Genomic DNA, 18,652 nt, shown 5'->3' with positions numbered 1-18,652 from the left:
AGTTCGTCATCAACCTCATCCCTGCCTCTGCGGCGCGTATCGCAGGGGTCCACGCAGCACGGATGAGCCGCGGGCAGCTCGAGGAAGTTGTTCTGGCACTGCCCATCGCAAAGGCGGATGCGCTGTTCGCAAAACTCGACATGCTGCTGCCCGAGAAGCCGCGATCGTACACCGGTCTCCGGGTGTGGGGTGACGAACCTGCGGACGACATTCAGGTGAGCTTCGATGACGAATTCATCGAAGAAATCCAGGTCCGCTTCGACGCGGCAGATCTCTCTTTGCCTTTGGTCGGCGGGGTCTGCGACGTCGCGCGGCAACTCGACTGCGTCTTTGCAACGCCGGAGGGTGCGATCATTCAGCCAAGCAGGGAAGCTGTCGTCAGGACGGTTCTGCAATCAGACGCAGCGCATTTCGTGAGAGAGCCACAGGGCTTCATCGAAAAGGCGGTCCGTCTGGATCAGGAGGACCGATAGGGTCCATACCAGTGGCGGGCCACATTAAGTGACGAGCAGGAGCCGTACTTGAAGCAGACCGGCAGCTTCGTGCAGTTTGCCGCGGAAACGACAATAGCCGAGATGGCTGCGGCGGCGGTGTCTATGCACAGTTCGCACAGCAGATTCTGGCAATCTTGATCTCACCTGATGCCTCCTTGGCCAACACCTCGGAAAGAGGGACGGCTTGTTGCGGAAAGACTTGATGAATGCCTCGATGGCACGGCTTGCACACAGCATGTCGATGAGCTTCATCCGTGTATCGCTTATCGCCACGCTCAAAATCATGATGAGTGTCCGCACATCCGTCGCTAAGCGTTATGCTGCAGCGTGCGCAAACGGAATTCTCTTCGCGCGTTTTCTTGCGCCGTTTGCGCTCCGACCCACTGACGTTGGCCATATCTCATCTCCTTTCAAAGGTCTGATAAACGAAGAAGTTTGAAACGTGAAATCGCGCGCGGCAACTCGGCCGCGAGCGGCGGAACCGAGAGCCGGCGGGCCATCAGAAACGCAATGCCCCGGCGCAGCCCGAGCCGCTTGAGAGCGCCGCTCATCAGGCGGCAGCGCGCAAGCGTGGCCAGCGGCCAAATGCGTCAGCGATCGTCACCTGAAGGACCGAGACCTTTCAGGGGCTCGGTGAAGCCTTGGGTGCGCGAAGCCTTCGTGAAGACGGGGCCGCAGCGCACGGGGCGGAATAGAGCGCGATCCCGGCCAGAGGTCGGGAGACGCCACCCACTGTTTATCCTGCGAGGGGGCAACCAAGTTTGAAGCAAGGCCGCTTGCATGACGGTAGCCTCATGCAAGGCGCGCGTACGGAAGATGATACATCAACCACTCCGCTTGCCAGAGCACCATTTCCTAGCCAGAGGTCCGTCGCGCCGCTGCAGCTTCCTCATTTGAGGGGCGCCTTTCGCCAGCATCTATGCGCGCTTTGGCAGCTTCCCAGATGGCTGGTATTTCATCGAAAGCCGCTTCGCCTGCTTCCCAGTAGTATTGGAAGAATGCCTGGATCAGCGGCAGCCGGACCGAGTAGAGGTCATCGGTTGCAAAGCCAATGTCGAAGCGGATGATGGGCGCGAACGGGTAGCTTCGGTTGGTGGGTTCGATCTCGGGGTTAGTGGCGAAGGCGAGCGATTTTTCGATCACCTTTTCTCTCAAGATTTCATAGATCGGCTCAATGCCCTGGTCCCATTCGACGTCTTCGATGGCCTTGGTTAGGCGATCGAGCGTTTCGCTCCGCGAGGCCCATGCCTCATCGGGAAGGGTTCGGATGGCGGCTATGATCGCCTTTTGTTGTGCGTCGAGCACGGTTCGGGAGAAGTCGCGCCATTCGTCCCAGATGGCTTCGTCGTCGTGGACGTGGTTCTGAGCTGAACTGAAATACTCGGTCAGCGCTTGTCGGACGATTTCGGATCGATCGTGCCGCTGGTACTGGGCTGCGTTATCCAGATGCTCCTCGAGCTGTTCGTCGAGATTTACCCTAAAGAGTGCCATGATGTCATACTCCTCAGCTGCAATGTGCGGGATTATTGCGCTTTTTTGCTTCGGCGCAAAGTGTCTTGTTATTCGGTTTGCGGGTCTTTCTGATCAGGCCGATTGCGCAACCCCGCAGCACGCTTGACAACTAATGTTCTTATGATGTTCTGCCGTGGCTATGGGCAGCAAGCGTCTCGATACGGTGGCCGATCTGGTTCGCCATGGCCTCAACGCACAGGTTGAATGTCTCGCATGCCGCCGCGTTGTGATCGTTCCGGCGGCCAAACTGCGAGACCGATGCTTTGCCAAATCCATCCCGATGAAGCTGGAGATCGTCGCGCGGCACTTGCGCTGCAGCTGCGGTCACCGGGGAACCAAGCTGGACGCCACCGGTGTCCAGCTGTCGCCCCCCTGAAAGGGCTCGGGCGACGCCTGCGCGCCGCCCCTCCCGGTCAGAGAAACTCGACGTTCTCGGCGATGATCTCGCAGCCATAGCGGTCATTGCCTTCGGCGTCCTGCCAGCGCGAGTAGTGGATGCGGCCCGTCACGGCGAGTTGGTCACCCTTGGCCTTGTGCTGGCGCAGCGGGAGCCCGAGGCCATTGAAGACGGTGACCTTGTGGAATTCTGCATCCTTGACCGGGTAGCCGGTTCCCGGATCCTTCTGGACCTTGCCGTCGCGGATGACCGGACGCTCGGTCACGAGGATCAGTTCGGTGATGCGGGTGTCGCTGCGGTCGCGGGCAACGGGATCCTTGGCGAGACGGCCGACGAGGTTGACGATGTTCATTGCATGAGCCTCCTTGGTGCCGACGGCTCGTCCGCCGGTGCCCTTATCGAGCCTCGGCGAGAGAGCTGGGACACCGCGCGCTGCGGCGCGCGGGAAACCTCAGAAAGCGAGATGGTGCGGGCAGCCCGGCTTGCCGGGCAACACGGCTCGCATTTCTGCAGGTTGGCCCTAAGCTCGACCAGAGAGGCAGGGGCACTGGGCGGCGGACGTGCTGTTGGCACAGGAGCTTATCGCACGCCTGGACATCGACCTCGCCGCGTCTCGGCTCGCAGGAGCTTGCTGTCGACGGTGATGATCGCAGGATCGATCGCCCGTCCTCACCGATTTTAGGGAGCGAATAGACTCTTTGTGGCTGTCGTCCGGAAGACCCGATTTTGGCTACCTGGGGTGCCGATCCCCGAAGTTGCCGCCATACTGGCCTTGATGCGGGGTCAGACATGGCTCCAAGGGGGCTGCCTGTCTCTGCGTTGCGGCAATCAATCGCGATCGACGGCAGCGGCGCCCCAGGCTGCGATGGCATCGATGGTCTTTGCCGTGAACCGCGGTGGGAGTCGTCCGGCAATGTACCCGGGCTGCTTCATCAGGGGTCTGATGTCGAACCCGGGCCAGGTGAACCGGTTGAATTCCGAAACGACAATGGCGCTGCCCGGAGCGAGCCCGGCTGCGCGTGCGATCTCATCGGGGATTGCGACAGCGTTCTTGCGCCCCTCGCCCTTGGTCGTGATCGCCGCGACCAGGTAGCGTGACCCTTCCACACCAACGACGACGACAAAGCGTTCCTTGACGCCTTCGTCGCGGCCCCGTCTCTGCTCTTCCTCGAAGAGATAGACGTATCGGAGGATATGGCCTGCGGCGGGGCGGTCAGTCTTCCCAGCGGTCATTGGCGAGTTCACTGGCCGAAGGCCGTGCATTAGCGAAAGCCTTGCGATCGGCTTCGGTCATGTCGGACGAAGCGACAGCTTCGATATTCATGTGGCCGGCGATCACACCGCGTGCTGCCTGTTCAAGATGGCGGAAATATTCGCTATCTGCGATGACATGTCGCTCGCGCCCATGGCTGGTGAGGACGACCGGCTGTTTGGTTGCGAGATCAAGGAACTCGCCGGTGTTGTTGTGAAACCGGGTCAGGGGAATCCTGGGGTGCTCATTCGCCGTCGCTGGCATGGTGGTATCTCCTCTTGGCACCAAAATAGCAATTATTGCCAAAATAGCAAGATTTCTGTGGCGACGCTTGCCGCGCTAGCCGTCCACCTCTGCCGCCAGCAGCTCAGGCAACAAGGGGACGAGGCCCGCATCAATCGCAAAGCCCAGTGTCCGTGCGAGGCGGCAGGCTCGCGCGATTGACCCGTCTGGAACATCTAGCGCCGTTTCAATGTGCCCAAGGGTTTCACCAGCGCATGGCTCACAGACCGCGTGAAGCTTGCCCGGCTCTGCGGTGATAGCAAACGGCCAGGTCATCGCGACACCGACAACCCTCTCATCGAGGATGAGCAGCGTATCCCCAGCAGCAATAGTCTCGTCGGTCTGCACGGCGTCGTAGGCATTGCCCGTCGAGGCGAAGGCATGGATTCGCCAGGCGCTGAAGGCGAAGCGCTCGCTGTCGGTCAGCATGGCACGGCCCCTTCGGAAAAGGCGCGCTGTGCCGCTTCCGGAAAGGCTGCGGTGAGGTTGCGATGGATCGGCCCGGAGGATTCTGGAAAGAATGCCCCGGTGGTGCTCGGCCGTGTGATCCGCAGCGCGCTTGCGACGGCATCCACGACGAAACTCACAAGCTGATCGCTGGCCGTCAGCTTGCTAAATTCAGGCGGTGCGAACCCGGCCTGATGCCAGAAGGCGATGCCGATCTCGAGGGTCTCGAGATAGCTGGCATGGCTGCCATCGTCCTGGTCGTCGTCGATGCGCGCCTCGACCGTCCGGTAGGTTCCGAAGTCATGGGCGTTGGCCTTGATCCGCAAGGTGATGCCGGCAGGCGGGAAGCCAGCTACCGCGATCAGCGCAGCCCTGTAGAGCATGGCTTCGGCAGTATTCACGAGGTCGAAGTTTAGGGTGTGGCCGATCTGCGCGCAGTCTTCGTTCCACGGAGCCCCGCCAAGATCGAGAGTCCAGTTTGTCTGTGCCATTCAAGCCTCCTTTGCTCGAACGGCACCTCCCCCTTCCCTCTTGTGGGCCGAGTTCCTTCAGCAGTTCTGCCAAGCCCGACAGCAGCGGGCAAAAGAAAAGGCCCGCCCGCGACAAATGCGCGGACGGGCCTTCCCGATGTGACCGGCGCGGGTCGCGGCACCGGTCACGGGGGGCTTGTCCCGGTCAGGCGTCGACGCTCACGCGCGTCTTGCCCTTGGGTGCCGGAGCGGTGCTTTCGCCCAGACCGTCGCCGGTGGCAGCGGCGCTGTCAACGCTGCGGTCGCTGGCCGGTTCGTCGCCGGTGGCGGTGAGCGGCGGCAGGGCGCCTTCGCTCTCGCTGCCGAAGCCGTCGAGCGACGCCTTGGGCTTCGAACGCCGCCAGGCGACATTGAAGCTGCCGTCGTTCTGCTGGAACATGGCGACCGGGATCGGCGCCGAGAGGCTGGGATCGTCGATCTGGCCCGACAGGAAGCATTCACCGGTCTCGTTCGACGAGTATTCCCACAGCGCGCCGATCTTGACCCAGCTGCGGCGGTCCGCCGAGAGCGCCATAAGGTCGAACTTGGGTGCGCGCTCATTGCTGGATTCGAAGGCCCGCAGAGCAACCGTTGCGCTGAAGGTCAGGGTGGTGATGCGGCCGATGTGAACGCCTTCTGCGTTGGCCTTGAGGGTGCCGATGTTCATGTCACATTCTCCTGATGCTGTCCGAACCCCTTGTCCGGAACACCTTCTCCCATCCCCCCTCTCCTCCGGGCCCGTGGCCCGGCCCGTGCGCCAGCCACCGCAGGCGCGCGTCATCCTGTCCAGCCCAGAGGGCTGAGGAGCCTCGATGTGTGGTTTGGAGATGAACCGGCCCTGCTTCGAGCCATGCGCGGTCCGTGCCGACCTAAGCTTCCGGCTCGGTGTCCTTGATCTGGCTGACACGCGCCATGAAAGCCTTGGCTTCGAGCTGATTGGGTCCGTCGCGCGTGGCGAGGCATGCCATCCTGTCGATCTCTAGCTGTGCGGCAAGACTTGCCTCGATCTGGCAGTAGGGTTCGAGTACGCGGATTGCGTCAACCGCGCGGGGCAGCTCGCCGAAGGCAGTGCCGACCCACACGAGTTCGGTCTCCTCCCCGTCCTCGTCAGGCGCGCTCAGAACCTGCGCAAAGTATGTCTGCAAGGGGCGGTCCCAGCCAACATAGGCACTTGCCGCCGCAACCCCGTCACGAAGCGGTACTTTGTGTCTGCTCATGCGCTTTTTACCTCCCCATCAGGTTTTGGGCGGCTGCCGGGTGACGCAGCGATATGCCTGTCCCTCACAATGATCAGTAGTCCGCAGGCCGCATCAGCGTGACGACGCGCCGTGTCATCGCTGGATTGGCCGGATCCTCTGACCCGAACGCCAGTTCGGTGTCGTAATAATCGACTTTCATCAGCACCTTGATGCCATCGACATCCATGCTTGCAAAGTCTCGCTCGGGCGAATCCGGGGCGAAGGTGCAATGGCGCAGAGCGGCCATCAACCGAGCCTGGGCCATCATGCTGTCTGCCGCGGTGTCGCCGCCGAGTTCTGCAAGCAGCCCGGATGTCATGACGATGCGGGCCGTGCGGTCACGGCCCTGACGCGCTGCATCATTGAGCTGCGCGATGTGCTCGGTGCGTTGCCGTGCGCAAGAGATGTCGGATGTGTCATGCATTGGAGGTCTCGTCCCGATCCAGGAGGCAACAAGCGGATAGCTGAACATCGATCGCGGTCCCCGGGGCGACGGTAATGGCGACCTGCCGATCCTTGGGAATGACCCACAGGATGCCGGCGAGCGTGTCGCGGATGCGCGCCGCGATGGCCTCGTCCTCGCCGAGCAGCACCCGGGCCGCGAGTTCGCGCGCATCGCGCAAGAAGTGCTCGTGCTGGGTGTCCCAGGAGTCGGCCTCGCTGTCGTCGCTCGCGCAGAAACAGACGTTCTCGATCAGATCGACCAGCGTTTCGGGGGTCAGCGCCGGACCCAGCACATAAGCGATGCGGATCTGATCGACACCGCTGTACCAGCCATCCTCGCCCACGACAAAGGCCACATCTGCCGGGATCCGTTCCTCGCGCTGCGTTTCGCTGGCGCGGTGGGAGACACAGAACCTCAGTTCGATCGTCTCTGCACGCACATGGTCATTGAGCGGCGGGAAGCTGCCGTTCTCGGCGATGACGTGGCCCTGCTCCCCGGCAGCAACATAGAAGCGCACGTTTCCGAGCTGATGCAGCGCGTCATACCAGCCATAGCCAGCGTAGGCAGGATGGTTCTCGACGAGGTGCGCTCGCAAGGGGTGCTCGCGCAGCGCGCGCTCCAGTCCCTGTGCAATATCGGGCTCAAGATCCGCGACAAGGATCGTGTCCGCACCTGCTGCGACTTCCTCATACTCGACATTGACGTTGTCGCTCTCCGCGATGGCCGCATGCCAGCGGGGCAGGCAGGGGTCGGCCTCCGGCAGGGCGACCCCCAGATCGCGCGCTTCCTTCCAGTTCTCGAAGGAAAGCCGGTGCTGGCCTCTGTGCGCCAGCGCGGCATAGATCGTGCGCTTGCACGCTGTCTGCAGCGCCGCAAATGCGGCGTTCTCGACGAATTCCTTGCGCGCCGGCAGCACAAGGGCAAGGCCCGGGGTGGCCCCGATATCGAGCCGGGCATGGTAGGTCTTGCCGCCAAGGCTTTCCGAGACGCTGGCAAGCTTGCGGGTGAGCACCATGCCATGGAAGTTCGTGGTGGGATCCTGGTTGTATTCGCGCCCCTCGAACACCCCGATCTGGCTGCCGTTCCATTCGGCGATGTAGATCGCCTTGGCGAGAAAGTCCTCGCGCGGCACTTGCGCGCCATTGAAGAAGACCGGCAGCGGATAGAACTTCGCGACCTCGCGCAGAATCCGCTCGGTCGTCTGCTCACTCACTCCGGGCATCAGGAAGGTGATGGTCGTGCCAACCGGGCGAGCAAGGGGCACCACGGCAATGTCCTTCGCGCCGGTCCAGCCATCCGCGGGGACATGCACCGACCATCCGGTGTCGGCACCGCCATGACGTGAGCTGATCCGGGTGTCCTTGCCCGCCAGGCTGAAGACACCCATGCCTGCCGGGTCTTCGGCCTCATGGATGTGCTGGCTCCAGCCCGAATCCCCCAGCGCAATCATGGTCTGGGGATCGGCGACCCCGGTTCCATCATCGACAAGGGTCAATCGCGCTCCGTCCTGATCGGCGCAGCAGGCGATATCGATCCGGGATGCGCCAGCGCGGCGACTGTTCTGGAGGAGCTCGCCGAGGATATCGCCGATGGTGCCGTTAAAGAGGCGCGTGACTTTGGTGATAGTCTTCGGGCTCACGCTGGGTCGGATGACTGTCGGGTTCATGGCAAAGGGTCCTTCATCGCACTGGTTCGCCCTTCCCCTCCCCCTTCCCTCCAGATCGGCGGATCGATGCCTGGCCAGAGCCGGGCGGTCCTCGGCCTGCTCTTCAGCCCACTCGTTTCGGTCGCAGGGCCTCGGGCATCGGAATGATCTCGTGCGCCGTATCCCGCAGCGCTGTGACCTCGCCGCGCGCGGCGTAGAGGTCCTTCGCGATCAGCGCGCAGACCTCAGCCTCGCCATAGGTTGGCCGGCCAATGTGATCGACGCGCTCGACTTGCCGGGCAATCACGCCAACCTTGCCTTCCGGCACCCATTCGGCCCAATCGCCCCAGGCGCTGGTGACGCAGAACTCGCCGATGGCGGCGATGTAGGCCTTACGCGTCCGCAGGATCGTGGAGGCATTCTCCTCGACAGCCTCGCCGGTAAAGGCACTGAAGCGGTCCGGATGCCAACATTTGGCGGTATCGCGGGCAAGCTGCAGAAAGCCTGCAGAGCAGGAGCCCTGCCCATCAAGCTCGCTGGAAAAGGCAAGGATCGGGAGCGCCCAATCGCAGTCTTCTTCGTAGGACCCTCCGTCGATCTGTAGCGCTGACGGCATGGCGGCCTGTCTCTGATCGGACAGAATGATGCCGCCGTGGCTGGCGGTCATCACCGACCAAATCCCGGGGCCAAGCTGATCGGCCTGTTGGACAGCACCCCAGATCGATGTCGATGGGCGCGGCGACGGAGCAAAGCATGTCATGAGCGAACTCTCCTTCTTCAGGTTCGCTCAAATCCTCCCCCTCCCCTTCACGCGAGAATGCGGCGGGCTTCGCTGATAATTTTCTGAGGCGTCACGCTGCTGACCGACAGGCATACGACATGCCCTGCCTGAGCGAGACGCTCGCGCTCGATGCTGCACAGCTCAAGATAGTCGGCATCATCCGACTGCAGGATCTGGAGCGCGAATTTGCATTCCTCCCCGCTATGCTCATCGAGCAGCGCCACCAGGAAATCCGGCCTCGCCGAGCCAGCACCCAGCGTGATGTCAAAAAGGACCTTCTTGACCGCCATCCTGACGCCGAGGCGACGCAGTTCATACTGGGCCTGTTGGAGCGCGCGCAGCACATCGCGATCGTGGTCGCGCTCGGCGGGCACGAACTGGTTTCCGCTGAACACAGGCTGGGCATATGCCCGCAGCGCCAGGTATCCTTCGCGCCGGCTGTGCTCGCCGACGACAGCAAGCACCAGAAATGGGGGCTCGACCTCGGCGCGGATGATCCCGGTGTGCTGGATGCGGTTGCGGATTTCGACAGTTCCGAGCCCCGTCACCACCTCGCTCGATGTGACCTCGCTCGCTTCGAGAAGCAGAAAGGCTTGCGGTGCAAACTCGGGCGGCCAGGTCTCGGCCGCAGCCCGCAATCGGGCATGGACCCGCCGTTTCTCGTAATCGATCGCGTTGGTGTAGAGATGATCCGACAGCCGGATGCCCGGCGCGATTTCGAGGCCCTGAGCGGCGCGCTTGAGGTGACGCATTTCTTCGCTGATCGAGCCTGCGCGCCTGCCGCTGGGCGGTAATTCGCGCAGGATATTCGAGCCTGCGCGTTCGAGCAGCAACCAGAGCAGCTTGCCGAGGCGCGGGATCGCGACGCCGCGTGAGCGGTCGTCGGGCTCTATGTCCTCTGGCCTCTGTGCAAGCTTCTCCGGCGCCTTCTGGTGTGCGCTGAACAGGCCTTTTGGAAGGCCGATGGCATAGAGCGAATCCTTCACGGTCTCGCGGATGCGCGGTGGCGCCTGCGGCAGATGAAACGGGCAGCCCGGCTCGTGGCCTGGCCGCGAGGTAAGACGCCGGAGGTAATAGGTTTCCTGAAAACTGAGATAGGCCGCGCTCATCAGCGGCGGCGGCCGCTCTGCCCCAAGGCAATCGCAGGCGATCCACTTGTGGTTCTCTCGCGCGGTCGAGACCAGTGAGACGCAAGCGCGGTGGTCGGCCTCGCTGCCCCGGCCTGTATACCAGCGCACCAGCGCAGCCTTCAGCTCGTCGCTGATGGCGACCCTGCCGGTCTTTCCTGTGGTGTCCTTACCTACCAGCCACATGCATGATGACGCCTTGACCCTGTCGTTTGTTCACGTTATGTTCATAATCTGCAGGAGCCCATGAATAATGAACAAGGTCTTTGATATCGGCAAGTTCGACCTCGATGTCACGCTGCGCGACGCGGCACTTGATCCCAATTGCCGTCCAACCAAGCGTATGCTCGCCAATGCCTCGATCGGAGTGGAGCCGTTCGATGCCTATTACTCAGCGCGCGAGCTCTATGAGACCTTGCAGGGCGTGTTTCAGGGCCTGCCCAATGCCAAGGCTCGGCTGACGCAGATCCTGTCCTGCCATTGCGATGACTATCAGCGCTGCCTCTACTATGCACTGGCAGGGCGCGGGGTTGTCCAGATGCTCGACGATCTCGAATGGCTCTTCGAGCTCCTCGGGCCGCGGTGCCAGATGTCGGGCCACATTCTGCGCTCGGGCCAGCACCCGGCACCGATGGTCAACCCTTACGTCTCGTCAGAGCCTGATGGCCCTGTTCCTGCCCGCAACGCCGACTTTACCGAAGGCCCATCGTGGTATCTCGATCCCGGCCTCGGAGGGATGATCGAGGAATAAGAGGCCATCAGTTATTGCGAAGGCCAAGTCGGTCGTCGTCATCAACAAGCGTGATGCGCCCGTCCCAGTCCCATAGGACAAGATTGAGCGCGTCTGCGGGGGCGCCGCGGGCGTAGCTCGGGACAACGATGCCAGCATAGCCTTGCGCGATCGCGGCCTCCGCCAGGTCCTGCGTCGGGACCGGCTTGCCGGAGAGCATCCGATCACGCCATGACGGGTCGGCGAGTTCAGCCGGTGTGATGCCGAAGGGATGCAATGCAGCCGTGTCCCGGCCATCGAGCAGCGGCCCGATGTCGGCCTGATAGGCCACCAGCGTGGTGGGCTGCAGCGTGCCAGCCTGATTGGCCTCGCGCAGCGCGGTCTCAGGGGCGAGGGAAGTATAGAGCGCCGTGCGCCCCATGCGATTGAACCGTCCGCCAAATCGGGCGGCCCCCTCCCCTGAGAGGGGTTCACGGGACCAGACCGGATTGTGGGCGCGGTAGAGCAGCCCGGTAAAGTGCATTGGACTAGGCGTGGACGCCGGCGTCGACCGCGTCGATATAGGTCAGCACGTCATCGGCCCGGTTGCTCTGCACGAGCTGCATGGCAGTCTGGCCCGAGAAACCCGGCAGTGGTTCCGAGCGGTACCAGGCATAGGCCAACAACGCCGAACCAAAGCGCGGCTCGACCTTGTTGAGCACCTCGACCATCTGGCGAAGGCGGCGCTGCGTCCGGTCGGACGCGATCCGGTCCTTGCGCTGGATCGCATCCTTGCCGAGGCCCAGCGAGCGTGCGAGTTCGTCGCTGGTCGTCCGCAGCGCGTCGACGATCTTGCGCGGAGCAAACGCGCCGTTGTCAGCGTAGTTTTGAATCGCCATTGCACTTTCCCATGAATTCTGACGCGATATAGCGTCAATATCTGCGGTAATCAAGGTTTGGGTGTCAAACCCAGCAGGTGTTCCCGTTTTGCCGAAGAGGTTACCCGCTCTTACAAAACCACGACCTGCAATTCGATCGCGCCGGCAAGGCCCTCTTCTGCAGGCAGAACGCAAAAGGGCTGGAGCTTGCTGTCCGTCCTCACCACGGCATGGCTCTGCCCGGAATTTGCGGTCATCCGAATGGCGACACGCTCGGCATTGGCGCGCCCGCACAGGATCGCCCTTCTGGGGTCCAGGCTCTGAGGCAGCATGATCACCTCCCGAGCGTTACGGCGTCGCCGGGAAGAATGTGCGCACCGCGCGCTTTGGGGGCACGACTTCAAATCGGCGCTCCATCAATCTGCTGATGCGAAACCGGCCTCGGCCATCGGGCGTGCTGAGTTCAATTTTCGCGCCGCGCTTTGTCACCCTGAATTCAGCGTGTTCGGTGCCGTCGGTGAACTTCATCGGTTCAGGCAGCCGGATCATGTCGCCATCGGCGATCTTGCGTTCCTTGAGCCGGAGCTGGCGGTAGCACCGGTTGCGCCAGTCGAGGGCATAAGGATGACTGGTTGGCCCCAACTCCTCCAGGACACTTCTGGGGCACCCGGCCTCCACCGGTCCTGAATTTTCATCCATGTCCTTGTAGCCGAACAGGAGGCCGTCGGCTGCCTTGGGGTTCCAGCGGACCAGACAGATCACCGCGGAGATGGCGTGGGTCTGGTTGTTCGGTCCATAGCGCTGGACAGCCGCGTAGTAGGCACCGGTTGTGGACACGCTTCTGATGACCCGGCATCCTTCGAAGGTGCCGGTTTCTTCATTCTCGCGCTCCCATGTGAGCTGATTGTCAAGATAGGCCTTGGGAGTGTCGAAGCCCCCCATTCCGGCACGGTGCATGTAAAGCCAGCCCATGCGTGTTCTCCTTCAGATGAGCCCCGGCTGCGCCGGAGGTGCGATCTTCAATTCGCGCGCGATCCGCGCCGTGAGTGCGGGAATGTCTGCAAGGGCGGTGATCGGCGCTTTGCGCATCACCGCGCCAGGCGGTTTCCAGAACGGGTTGCGCCAGGCGAGACCCGGCTCGCCGAACCTTTCCGGGCTGATCCGGACGTAGATCCCGTCGGCTTCCAGCACATGCTCGCCCGCGAGCTGTTCCTGTGAGGTGTAATAGCTGATGCGATAATCGGCGTGCTCGAGCCCGATCCCTGCTGCGATCTGGCGCAGCGCCCGCGTGCCCTCGCGCCGGTAGTGGCGCAGTTCAAGCAAAAGCCGGAACTGGCGCCGTCTCATCGGCTTGGCGAGTGCCTCGAAAATCGGCTCGGCAAGGTTCGCTAGCCGCAAGCGGCCTTCCACGAAGCGCAGGGTGAGGCCGAAGCGTTTGGCGACCGCGGCAACGTCGCTGCCTTCCTTGATAAAGTGCTGGAAGGCCCGGCATTCCTCAGCCGGTGACATCCCGACGCGCTGGAAGTTCTCGGCAAGCGAGGCCTCGCCTGCTTCCTCTTCGCTGCCTTCGAGCAGCTTGCATTCGATCTCGGTATCGGGGGCCCAGGCACCGCGCGTGACGATCATCTCGATGGCCCGCAATCGCCGGCCACCGGCGATCACGGCAAACTTGCCGCGCTTCTTGCTCCTGGTGACCAGCAGGTTCTGCAAAAGGCCGCGCGCTTCGATGTCGGCGGAAAGCTGGATATCGTCTTCTTCGCTGCGCGTTTTGCGCACATTGGCATCGCTCAGATAGAGCCGGGAAAAGGGAATAAGCATCGTGGTCGCTCCTGATGTGCACCCGGCAATCACCCGGGCACACATCCCCTCCCCCTCCCCTTCCGATCTGCGTTTCACGCAGGACTAAGAGTTGACCATCTTCTCCCCTGAGGGTGAACAGCATAACATGGTCTTGAGCTGGACGGAGCGACTCATAAAAGAACAAAATGCCGAAAGGGTTGGAGCTCGCGATTCTGGGATGGCCACCATTCGCGGCGTAACCAGACCGGCTTTGAGCCAGAATGCGACGTTAGCTAGTCGAGCTTTGAAAGGCAGTTTTCATCGCTTCTCGACAGCACCTGCCTGAAGGCGAGAGCTGAACGCACAATGCGCGATCGGTGATCGGAAAGCGCTTGATGCTAAAGGAATCTGGATGAGGAAAGGGGAGAGCCTCTTGCGAAGCTCTCCCCGAGCACCTTGCGGTGTAATTCCAAAAGGCCGTTAAGCCGAGCAGCCTGAGCTGTGAGTTCTATATAGGCCAAAGGCGTTAAAATTCAACTCGCGTTTGAATCCTAAGTCCCTGATTTCAGACATTCCTTGCGAGCCAGGCCGTTATACGGCATGATCCATTTTCCTTGATTCCCTTGATATGTTCCATTGTTCTTGATTGCCTTGATACCCTTGATTGCATTGAATACCTTGATGGGGACAGAAAGACGTGTTACCACGCCCTCGTGGAACGATCGAAAAATGCGCCTTTGGACGATTCGGCGTCCCGTGAAGCCGAATCAGTCGGTGCCGATCGCATTCGGGGGAAGGGGCGAGGCGGCAACTTTCTTGCCATTGATCGCGCAGCATGGGAACGCCTATGGGAGGTTGAGACTAACAACAGGCTGAACCTCGTCACCGCATATATTGTGCTGCTTGCCGGGACCGGCAGCGACCATCAGCTCAGCAAATGGTCGACCAAGGCTTGCGAACAGCATGCAGGAATGGGCAAGCCACGGGCCAAGGTCGCGATCGACGAGCTGATCCAGCATGGGTTCGTTGCGCACACCGACCGCTCGACGAAGCTCTATCCGCAATATCGCCTGCAGCCGATCCCTCTCGACAGCGACCCCATCTTTCTGCCGGTCGCGTTGGTAACGGGAATTGAAACTGAGGCTTCAATGCTTCGCCGTGTCCGCGAGACCGGCGACGCGCTCTTACTGCGAATGCTGGTGGACCTCTATGGTTTGGTCCAGCTCGATGCGACATTCGGTGTGCCAATCGGCGCGTTGAGCCAGACCCCGCCCGACGATTATCCTGCTCGAAAGGTTTTTGAGATCGGCATCCATTCCGTTTGGGCACTTCGCCTCGTCGGTGGGTCGAAGTCTGCGAAAGGTGATTGGGCGAGTTATCATCGCTCGAAAAGCCGCAACAAGGATGGAGCCTGGGGGGATTTCTGGGCGCGGGTGGCGATGCTCGAGAAGATCGGGGCCGTCTGGTATGAAGCATGGATCTTCGACAGCGAGGAATCGGATGCCGAGCCGCTGTTTCCAGTCGATCCCGGCGCCCTGTATCATCAGGGTGAGGGTGACGATGTCTATCAGCTCACCCGCACGATGCTCGACGCTGCGGCCAATCTTTCTGAAGAGCGCAGCAACCTGCTCGAACGCTATGGCATCGACATGTTAGTGACCCTCGCGCAGCATCGTCGCGCGCCAGGTATCCGGGGCGTGGCGCGTATGCGGATCGAGGCGGATACGCCGGGTCGTCGGCTTTCCTATTACAAGCGCCGAACCCAGATCGAAATCTACGAAGCTGGCTACACCCAAATAGCACTCGATGCGCTACGGGGTGAATATAGTCGACCAATGAATACCAGCACGCCGCAATGAGACAACCAACCGCCGGGAAAAAGCAGCCTCTCCATGCCGAATGACGACAATTCAGATGATCAGCCGACTATGGAAGTGCCGTTCCCGACCGAGGCCGAACTGCTTGCAGCGGGCTATGTGCCAATCCCGACAGACGAAGAGTTGCTGGCACAGGGCTATGTGCCGATCGATTTCACAAACATGCCGGACGTGGCCCATTTACTGACGGAAGCCGGGCATCCTTTTCCGTTGCATCATGAGATCATCAAAGCGGGCTATGTGCCAATCAGCCGCCGCGAACGGCGTATCGTAAGCCGACCGCGCATGGGCCAAATGTATTGGATCGATTTTCCGCACGACGCTTATGCGCCCGAGTTCGTGAAAGAGCACCCTGGCATTGTTATTCGCGCGGCCAATTCGCTACACGACACCTGCATTATCCTGCCCGTTACGAGCGCGCAGCAGAAAGCGGGGACGAACTTTCATCAGCTCTCCAGGAATCCCAATCCCAAAGGGCAGGCTGCAGGGCGGATCGCCTATGTCGTCTGCGACCATCTCTACACGGTCAACATCAACCGCCTCCGCCCATTGGTCCACAATGGGAAGGCTGTCTTTCCCAAGGTAGAGCCGCACGATCTGACCGCGATCTTCGCGGTAGTGCAAAAGGTTCTGGGCGCTGCGTTCGGACCTGCGCAGACCGCTGTAGCGGCGGGGGCCACGCCAGTTCAGGTACCGCCTGCCGTACCTGCAAAGGCTTTGGGGCCGAACACCCTGACGCTGAGAAAGAAGTAGGCAGCGGTGTCGGTGATGCGGTCACGTCGCTGACTCCATCCACTCGACTGACCCGAACTGTCGAAGCTGATCGGCTTCGGCTGCGCCGAGGGTGCTACGAGCACTGTCGCCCTCCCCAACCGGCCAGCCTCACTCGTCGTTGCGAACAAGCAGGAAACATCTGATTCTGGCGCGAGCCGTTGCTAGCAAACGCCACCGACACTGACAGGAATGCCCCACTTCGTGGCCTTCCATGCTGCACAGATAGTGCAGACCAAGAGGAAAACCGTGGGACGTCAGGGCTCCGGCATCGATGTTCCCAGCATTGCTTTTCATCATGCTCGAAACATCGCGCCTATGACCGACAGCGCTGCCTTTGTCGGGATGAACACCCGTGTGCGAAACGCAATGATTTCCGTAAAGCAGCCGATGCTCTTGAGCCAAGGCAGCTGTTCAGGCGGGACCCCCACGATTTCATAGCGCTGCTCGCCTGCCACGCGGGAGCATTTCAAGGTCGCCTCGAAGGGCTGATTGATCGGGACTGTCCGGCCTTCGCCGAGCGACCTGATGATCATTTCCGGGCTGAGTTCAACGGTGGAGGCAATGTCGAATTTCTCGAGCAGCTTCGCCACGTCGAGTTCGTGGACCATACGGCCGAGCCAGCTTCTGCCCTCTTCGTCCACGATCCGCCGGACCTCCAGATAGTCGATAGGCAGGCTCGACCAGATCGGCAGGAGAAGTCCGGTCGCAAGGTACACGGTCTCCGTCGTTAGCCGTTCGGCAAGCTCCGCAACCTCGCTTTGCCACAGCTTCTCGAAGGTCCTGCGCGGGACTTCCTCCCATGCGGATTCGGCGAGGTCATCGAAGTGGTGGTATTCGCGGCGAAGCGGACGGTGGAGGATAACCCGCCGGATCAAATCCCCCTGTTCTGTCATGAAGTGCCGCGAAGGTTCGGCCAAGGCCGCCTTCCCGCTCTTGATATTGTGGAGCAGAATGCAGCCGTCGGCATAGTCGCGGCGCTCAAGGACACGCTCAAGCGAGATCGGCCGTGCTCTGGTCTTGAGGGCTAGCTGCAGCAAATGCGACGTGGCGCCGGTTCGCTCATCGGTCCGAAGGACTATGTCCTCGACAATATCGGCCTGTTCAACCCGCAGGGTTTCGACGCCAACATCGAGCGATCCGGCCTCGCGCGCTGCTGACACCCGCGCTTCGACCAACCCCAGAAACTCCTCGAAGATCGCATTCTGCATCCCGATCGGCAGCGCGAGGATGCGATTGAGCCAGCGCTGGATCGGCGGAAGGTCCTCTTCGAGCACGCCATCGTCGGAGACGATCTTGAGCCCACTGCGGCGCTGAAAATCGATCAGCGTAGCGCTCTTGAGCTTGCCGTCCGCCAGCAAGGCAAACCATGTCGAGAGGGCCGCCTTGGCATATTCGCTCTCGAGATTGTCGGCAGGGTCAAACAGGTTCTGCCCGCCCGTCTGGCGTTGGCCCCGAGTAAGCGCGCCGAGGCTATCGAGCCTGCGCGCAATGGTGCTGGTGAACCGCAGTTCCCCCTTGCAGTTCGTGGTCACAGGCCGGAACAGCGGCGTGTTGGCTTGATGCGTCCGGTGCGTTCGGCCCAGCCCCTGGATGGCCCGGTCGGCTCGCCATCCAGGCTCCAGCAGGAAGTGGATGCGCCGCTTCTGGCAAGTTGCATCGAGGCTGGCGTGATAGGACCGCCCGGTGCCGCCCGCATCACTGAAGACCAGGATCGGCTTCCTGCCATCCATGAACTGGTCGGTCTCGGACTGGTTCGTCCGCGGCGAGCGGGTCTCGAGCCGCTGCTGCCCGTCGCTCTGGGTTATGAGCCGCTTGCTGCGCCCGGTCACCTCGGCGACTTTCTCCGGGCCATAGTGCTCGATGATCCCGTCCAGCGCTGGCTTGATCGGCGGCATGGCGCACAGGTGCTCGATCATCTCGCCGCGGCGGGCGATCGCAGTCTGGTTGTGGACGGGACGGCCTTCCTCGTCGAACATCGGTGCAGAGCGCTGGGTGCCGGTATCATCGACGAATACCTGCATCTGTTGCGTGGGGAAGGCGCGTTCGAGGTACTCGATCACAGCGTCGAGCGGGCTGAGGTCGAGGTCGAGCTCCGCGCGCTCTTCTGGCGAAAGGCTGTCGAGACGGCGATCGAGGATGCTTTCGGCAGTCGAGACCAGCTGAACCACCACCACCTCGTCCCGGTCCAGATGATGATTGATGGCAGCGATCAGCGTTGGCAGCTTCATCGACAGCAGCAGCTGGTTGAAGAACCGCTGCTTGGTGCTTTCAAACCGGCTGCGTGCCGCAGCTTTTGCGCCGCTGTTGAGCGTTGCGCCGCCGATTTCATCGACCACGCCGGTGAGCTCCAGCGCTTCCTCCATGTTCTGATGGATGATCGCTTATCGCGAGGAAGCGGTAATGCGAAGGAACGCGGCGTAGGCGCGGGATTCCAGGGGTGCGGCACGAAGTTGCTGCGCATTATTTTGATTGCGAACCTCGGCGGTCTCTGGACCAGCTGAGGAGT

General features: G+C 61.7%; 24 protein-coding genes and 1 pseudogene. 6 read left to right on the top strand and 19 right to left on the bottom strand.

Annotated elements, in window-relative coordinates:
* Positions 1-62: 62 nt before the first annotated feature.
* Positions 63-473, top strand: coding sequence for a hypothetical protein (locus GR702_RS19365; RefSeq protein ID WP_160987276.1), 411 nt, complete (start codon positions 63-65; stop codon positions 471-473).
* A gap of 431 nt (positions 474-904) precedes the next feature.
* Here the strand turns inward: GR702_RS19365 and GR702_RS19360 are convergent, their stop codons facing one another.
* Both GR702_RS19360 and GR702_RS19355 read right to left on the bottom strand, forming a co-directional pair.
* Positions 905-1,045 (bottom strand): hypothetical protein, encoded by a 141-nt coding sequence (locus tag GR702_RS19360; RefSeq protein WP_156416645.1) that lies wholly within the window; start codon positions 1,043-1,045, stop codon positions 905-907.
* 304 nt (positions 1,046-1,349) lie between these two features.
* Entirely contained in the window at positions 1,350-1,985 is a 636-nt protein-coding gene (locus tag GR702_RS19355; RefSeq protein ID WP_058456878.1) for a hypothetical protein, read from the bottom strand.
* A gap of 154 nt (positions 1,986-2,139) precedes the next feature.
* Here GR702_RS19355 and GR702_RS19350 point away from each other — a divergent pair, with 154 nt between their 5' ends.
* A complete protein-coding gene (locus tag GR702_RS19350; RefSeq protein WP_156442722.1) occupies positions 2,140-2,382 on the top strand; it encodes a hypothetical protein in 243 nt (80 codons plus the stop codon).
* A gap of 37 nt (positions 2,383-2,419) precedes the next feature.
* On the opposite strand, the gene GR702_RS19345 is transcribed toward GR702_RS19350, so the two are convergent.
* From GR702_RS19345 to GR702_RS19295, 11 genes are all read right to left on the bottom strand, one after another.
* The gene (locus GR702_RS19345) at positions 2,420-2,755 is read right to left on the bottom strand and encodes a single-stranded DNA-binding protein (protein WP_058456876.1); all 336 of its coding nucleotides are present in this window, start codon (positions 2,753-2,755) and stop codon (positions 2,420-2,422) included.
* 476 nt (positions 2,756-3,231) lie between these two features.
* On the bottom strand, positions 3,232-3,636 hold the full coding sequence (locus GR702_RS19340) for a hypothetical protein (RefSeq protein ID WP_058456875.1): 405 nt from the start codon (positions 3,634-3,636) through the stop codon (positions 3,232-3,234).
* Complete coding sequence (locus GR702_RS19335; RefSeq protein ID WP_058456874.1) at positions 3,617-3,919, bottom strand: type II toxin-antitoxin system Phd/YefM family antitoxin; 303 nt, start codon at positions 3,917-3,919, stop codon at positions 3,617-3,619. The genes GR702_RS19340 and GR702_RS19335 overlap by 20 nt, the downstream gene beginning before the upstream one ends.
* 75 nt (positions 3,920-3,994) lie before the next feature.
* Positions 3,995-4,366 (bottom strand): hypothetical protein, encoded by a 372-nt coding sequence (locus GR702_RS19330; RefSeq protein WP_058456873.1) that lies wholly within the window; start codon positions 4,364-4,366, stop codon positions 3,995-3,997.
* On the bottom strand, positions 4,360-4,875 hold the full coding sequence (locus GR702_RS19325) for a hypothetical protein (RefSeq protein WP_058456872.1): 516 nt from the start codon (positions 4,873-4,875) through the stop codon (positions 4,360-4,362). The genes GR702_RS19330 and GR702_RS19325 overlap by 7 nt, the downstream gene beginning before the upstream one ends.
* 184 nt (positions 4,876-5,059) lie before the next feature.
* Positions 5,060-5,560, bottom strand: a complete 501-nt coding sequence (locus GR702_RS19320; RefSeq protein WP_058456871.1) for a DUF736 domain-containing protein — start codon at positions 5,558-5,560, stop codon at positions 5,060-5,062.
* 202 nt (positions 5,561-5,762) lie between these two features.
* Positions 5,763-6,110 (bottom strand): hypothetical protein, encoded by a 348-nt coding sequence (locus tag GR702_RS19315; protein WP_058456870.1) that lies wholly within the window; start codon positions 6,108-6,110, stop codon positions 5,763-5,765.
* 73 nt (positions 6,111-6,183) lie between these two features.
* Positions 6,184-6,555: a DUF3768 domain-containing protein gene (locus GR702_RS19310; protein ID WP_066646883.1), complete on the bottom strand. Its 372-nt coding sequence runs from the start codon at positions 6,553-6,555 to the stop codon at positions 6,184-6,186.
* On the bottom strand, positions 6,548-8,242 hold the full coding sequence (locus GR702_RS19305; protein ID WP_062344726.1) for an ATP-binding protein: 1,695 nt from the start codon (positions 8,240-8,242) through the stop codon (positions 6,548-6,550). Before GR702_RS19305 ends, GR702_RS19310 begins: the two co-directional genes overlap by 8 nt.
* A gap of 103 nt (positions 8,243-8,345) precedes the next feature.
* Positions 8,346-8,981 carry a DUF7007 domain-containing protein gene (locus GR702_RS19300; RefSeq protein ID WP_062344724.1) on the bottom strand — a complete coding sequence of 212 codons (636 nt, stop codon included), beginning with the start codon at positions 8,979-8,981 and terminating at the stop codon, positions 8,346-8,348.
* Between the two features lie 47 nt (positions 8,982-9,028).
* Positions 9,029-10,315 carry a hypothetical protein gene (locus tag GR702_RS19295; protein WP_058803381.1) on the bottom strand — a complete coding sequence of 429 codons (1,287 nt, stop codon included), beginning with the start codon at positions 10,313-10,315 and terminating at the stop codon, positions 9,029-9,031.
* A gap of 67 nt (positions 10,316-10,382) precedes the next feature.
* On the opposite strand from GR702_RS19295, the gene GR702_RS19290 reads away from it, so the two are divergent.
* Complete coding sequence (locus GR702_RS19290; RefSeq protein ID WP_058803380.1) at positions 10,383-10,880, top strand: hypothetical protein; 498 nt, start codon at positions 10,383-10,385, stop codon at positions 10,878-10,880.
* 7 nt (positions 10,881-10,887) lie between these two features.
* Here GR702_RS19290 and GR702_RS19285 read toward each other — a convergent pair whose 3' ends face one another.
* From GR702_RS19285 to GR702_RS19265, 5 genes are all read right to left on the bottom strand, one after another.
* The gene (locus tag GR702_RS19285) at positions 10,888-11,382 is read right to left on the bottom strand and encodes an RES family NAD+ phosphorylase (RefSeq protein WP_058456863.1); all 495 of its coding nucleotides are present in this window, start codon (positions 11,380-11,382) and stop codon (positions 10,888-10,890) included.
* 4 nt (positions 11,383-11,386) lie between these two features.
* Positions 11,387-11,737 carry an antitoxin Xre/MbcA/ParS toxin-binding domain-containing protein gene (locus tag GR702_RS19280; RefSeq protein ID WP_054590611.1) on the bottom strand — a complete coding sequence of 117 codons (351 nt, stop codon included), beginning with the start codon at positions 11,735-11,737 and terminating at the stop codon, positions 11,387-11,389.
* Positions 11,738-11,847: 110 nt separating this feature from the next.
* Entirely contained in the window at positions 11,848-12,048 is a 201-nt protein-coding gene (locus tag GR702_RS19275) for a hypothetical protein (RefSeq protein WP_058456862.1), read from the bottom strand.
* Positions 12,049-12,064: 16 nt separating this feature from the next.
* Positions 12,065-12,688, bottom strand: coding sequence for a DUF6927 domain-containing protein (locus tag GR702_RS19270; protein WP_058803379.1), 624 nt, complete (start codon positions 12,686-12,688; stop codon positions 12,065-12,067).
* Positions 12,689-12,700: 12 nt separating this feature from the next.
* Positions 12,701-13,534: a ParB/RepB/Spo0J family partition protein gene (locus GR702_RS19265; RefSeq protein ID WP_160987275.1), complete on the bottom strand. Its 834-nt coding sequence runs from the start codon at positions 13,532-13,534 to the stop codon at positions 12,701-12,703.
* A 91-nt stretch (positions 13,535-13,625) separates the two neighbouring features.
* Between GR702_RS19265 and GR702_RS19260 the strand changes: the two genes are divergently transcribed.
* The 3 genes from GR702_RS19260 to GR702_RS19250 all read left to right on the top strand — a co-directional run bounded on the left by GR702_RS19260 (position 13,626) and on the right by GR702_RS19250 (position 16,125).
* Entirely contained in the window at positions 13,626-13,841 is a 216-nt protein-coding gene (locus GR702_RS19260; protein ID WP_160987274.1) for a hypothetical protein, read from the top strand.
* 268 nt (positions 13,842-14,109) lie between these two features.
* Complete coding sequence (locus GR702_RS19255; protein WP_160987273.1) at positions 14,110-15,354, top strand: hypothetical protein; 1,245 nt, start codon at positions 14,110-14,112, stop codon at positions 15,352-15,354.
* A 33-nt stretch (positions 15,355-15,387) separates the two neighbouring features.
* The gene (locus tag GR702_RS19250) at positions 15,388-16,125 is read left to right on the top strand and encodes a type II toxin-antitoxin system PemK/MazF family toxin (RefSeq protein WP_062344765.1); all 738 of its coding nucleotides are present in this window, start codon (positions 15,388-15,390) and stop codon (positions 16,123-16,125) included.
* A gap of 314 nt (positions 16,126-16,439) precedes the next feature.
* On the opposite strand, the pseudogene GR702_RS19245 reads toward GR702_RS19250, so the two are convergent.
* Positions 16,440-18,524: pseudogene (locus GR702_RS19245) on the bottom strand (strawberry notch C-terminal domain-containing protein); the annotation flags it as partial.
* Positions 18,525-18,652 lie beyond the last annotated feature (128 nt).

The sequence above is a fragment of the Novosphingobium silvae genome (genome assembly GCF_009856825.1).
GTDB classification, from domain to species: domain Bacteria; phylum Pseudomonadota; class Alphaproteobacteria; order Sphingomonadales; family Sphingomonadaceae; genus Novosphingobium; species Novosphingobium silvae.
The sequence above is the reverse complement of the archived record's forward strand: the minus strand, read 5'-3'. Positions and strand labels throughout refer to the sequence as shown.

Excerpts from the sequence above, each read along its gene's own strand:
- GR702_RS19365 (WP_160987276.1), top strand. The coding sequence starts at position 63 with ATGAGCCGCGGGCAGCTCGAGGAAGTTGTTCTGGCACTGCCCATCGCA.
- GR702_RS19360 (WP_156416645.1), bottom strand. The coding sequence starts at position 1,045 with ATGAGCGGCGCTCTCAAGCGGCTCGGGCTGCGCCGGGGCATTGCGTTT.
- GR702_RS19355 (WP_058456878.1), bottom strand. The coding sequence starts at position 1,985 with ATGGCACTCTTTAGGGTAAATCTCGACGAACAGCTCGAGGAGCATCTG.
- GR702_RS19345 (WP_058456876.1), bottom strand. The coding sequence starts at position 2,755 with ATGAACATCGTCAACCTCGTCGGCCGTCTCGCCAAGGATCCCGTTGCC.
- GR702_RS19340 (WP_058456875.1), bottom strand. The coding sequence starts at position 3,636 with ATGACCGCTGGGAAGACTGACCGCCCCGCCGCAGGCCATATCCTCCGA.
- GR702_RS19335 (WP_058456874.1), bottom strand. The coding sequence starts at position 3,919 with ATGCCAGCGACGGCGAATGAGCACCCCAGGATTCCCCTGACCCGGTTT.
- GR702_RS19330 (WP_058456873.1), bottom strand. The coding sequence starts at position 4,366 with ATGCTGACCGACAGCGAGCGCTTCGCCTTCAGCGCCTGGCGAATCCAT.
- GR702_RS19325 (WP_058456872.1), bottom strand. The coding sequence starts at position 4,875 with ATGGCACAGACAAACTGGACTCTCGATCTTGGCGGGGCTCCGTGGAAC.
- GR702_RS19320 (WP_058456871.1), bottom strand. The coding sequence starts at position 5,560 with ATGAACATCGGCACCCTCAAGGCCAACGCAGAAGGCGTTCACATCGGC.
- GR702_RS19315 (WP_058456870.1), bottom strand. The coding sequence starts at position 6,110 with ATGAGCAGACACAAAGTACCGCTTCGTGACGGGGTTGCGGCGGCAAGT.
- GR702_RS19310 (WP_066646883.1), bottom strand. The coding sequence starts at position 6,555 with ATGCATGACACATCCGACATCTCTTGCGCACGGCAACGCACCGAGCAC.
- GR702_RS19305 (WP_062344726.1), bottom strand. The coding sequence starts at position 8,242 with ATGAACCCGACAGTCATCCGACCCAGCGTGAGCCCGAAGACTATCACC.
- GR702_RS19300 (WP_062344724.1), bottom strand. The coding sequence starts at position 8,981 with ATGACATGCTTTGCTCCGTCGCCGCGCCCATCGACATCGATCTGGGGT.
- GR702_RS19295 (WP_058803381.1), bottom strand. The coding sequence starts at position 10,315 with ATGTGGCTGGTAGGTAAGGACACCACAGGAAAGACCGGCAGGGTCGCC.
- GR702_RS19290 (WP_058803380.1), top strand. The coding sequence starts at position 10,383 with ATGAACAAGGTCTTTGATATCGGCAAGTTCGACCTCGATGTCACGCTG.
- GR702_RS19285 (WP_058456863.1), bottom strand. The coding sequence starts at position 11,382 with ATGCACTTTACCGGGCTGCTCTACCGCGCCCACAATCCGGTCTGGTCC.
- GR702_RS19280 (WP_054590611.1), bottom strand. The coding sequence starts at position 11,737 with ATGGCGATTCAAAACTACGCTGACAACGGCGCGTTTGCTCCGCGCAAG.
- GR702_RS19275 (WP_058456862.1), bottom strand. The coding sequence starts at position 12,048 with ATGCTGCCTCAGAGCCTGGACCCCAGAAGGGCGATCCTGTGCGGGCGC.
- GR702_RS19270 (WP_058803379.1), bottom strand. The coding sequence starts at position 12,688 with ATGGGCTGGCTTTACATGCACCGTGCCGGAATGGGGGGCTTCGACACT.
- GR702_RS19265 (WP_160987275.1), bottom strand. The coding sequence starts at position 13,534 with ATGCTTATTCCCTTTTCCCGGCTCTATCTGAGCGATGCCAATGTGCGC.
- GR702_RS19250 (WP_062344765.1), top strand. The coding sequence starts at position 15,388 with ATGCCGAATGACGACAATTCAGATGATCAGCCGACTATGGAAGTGCCG.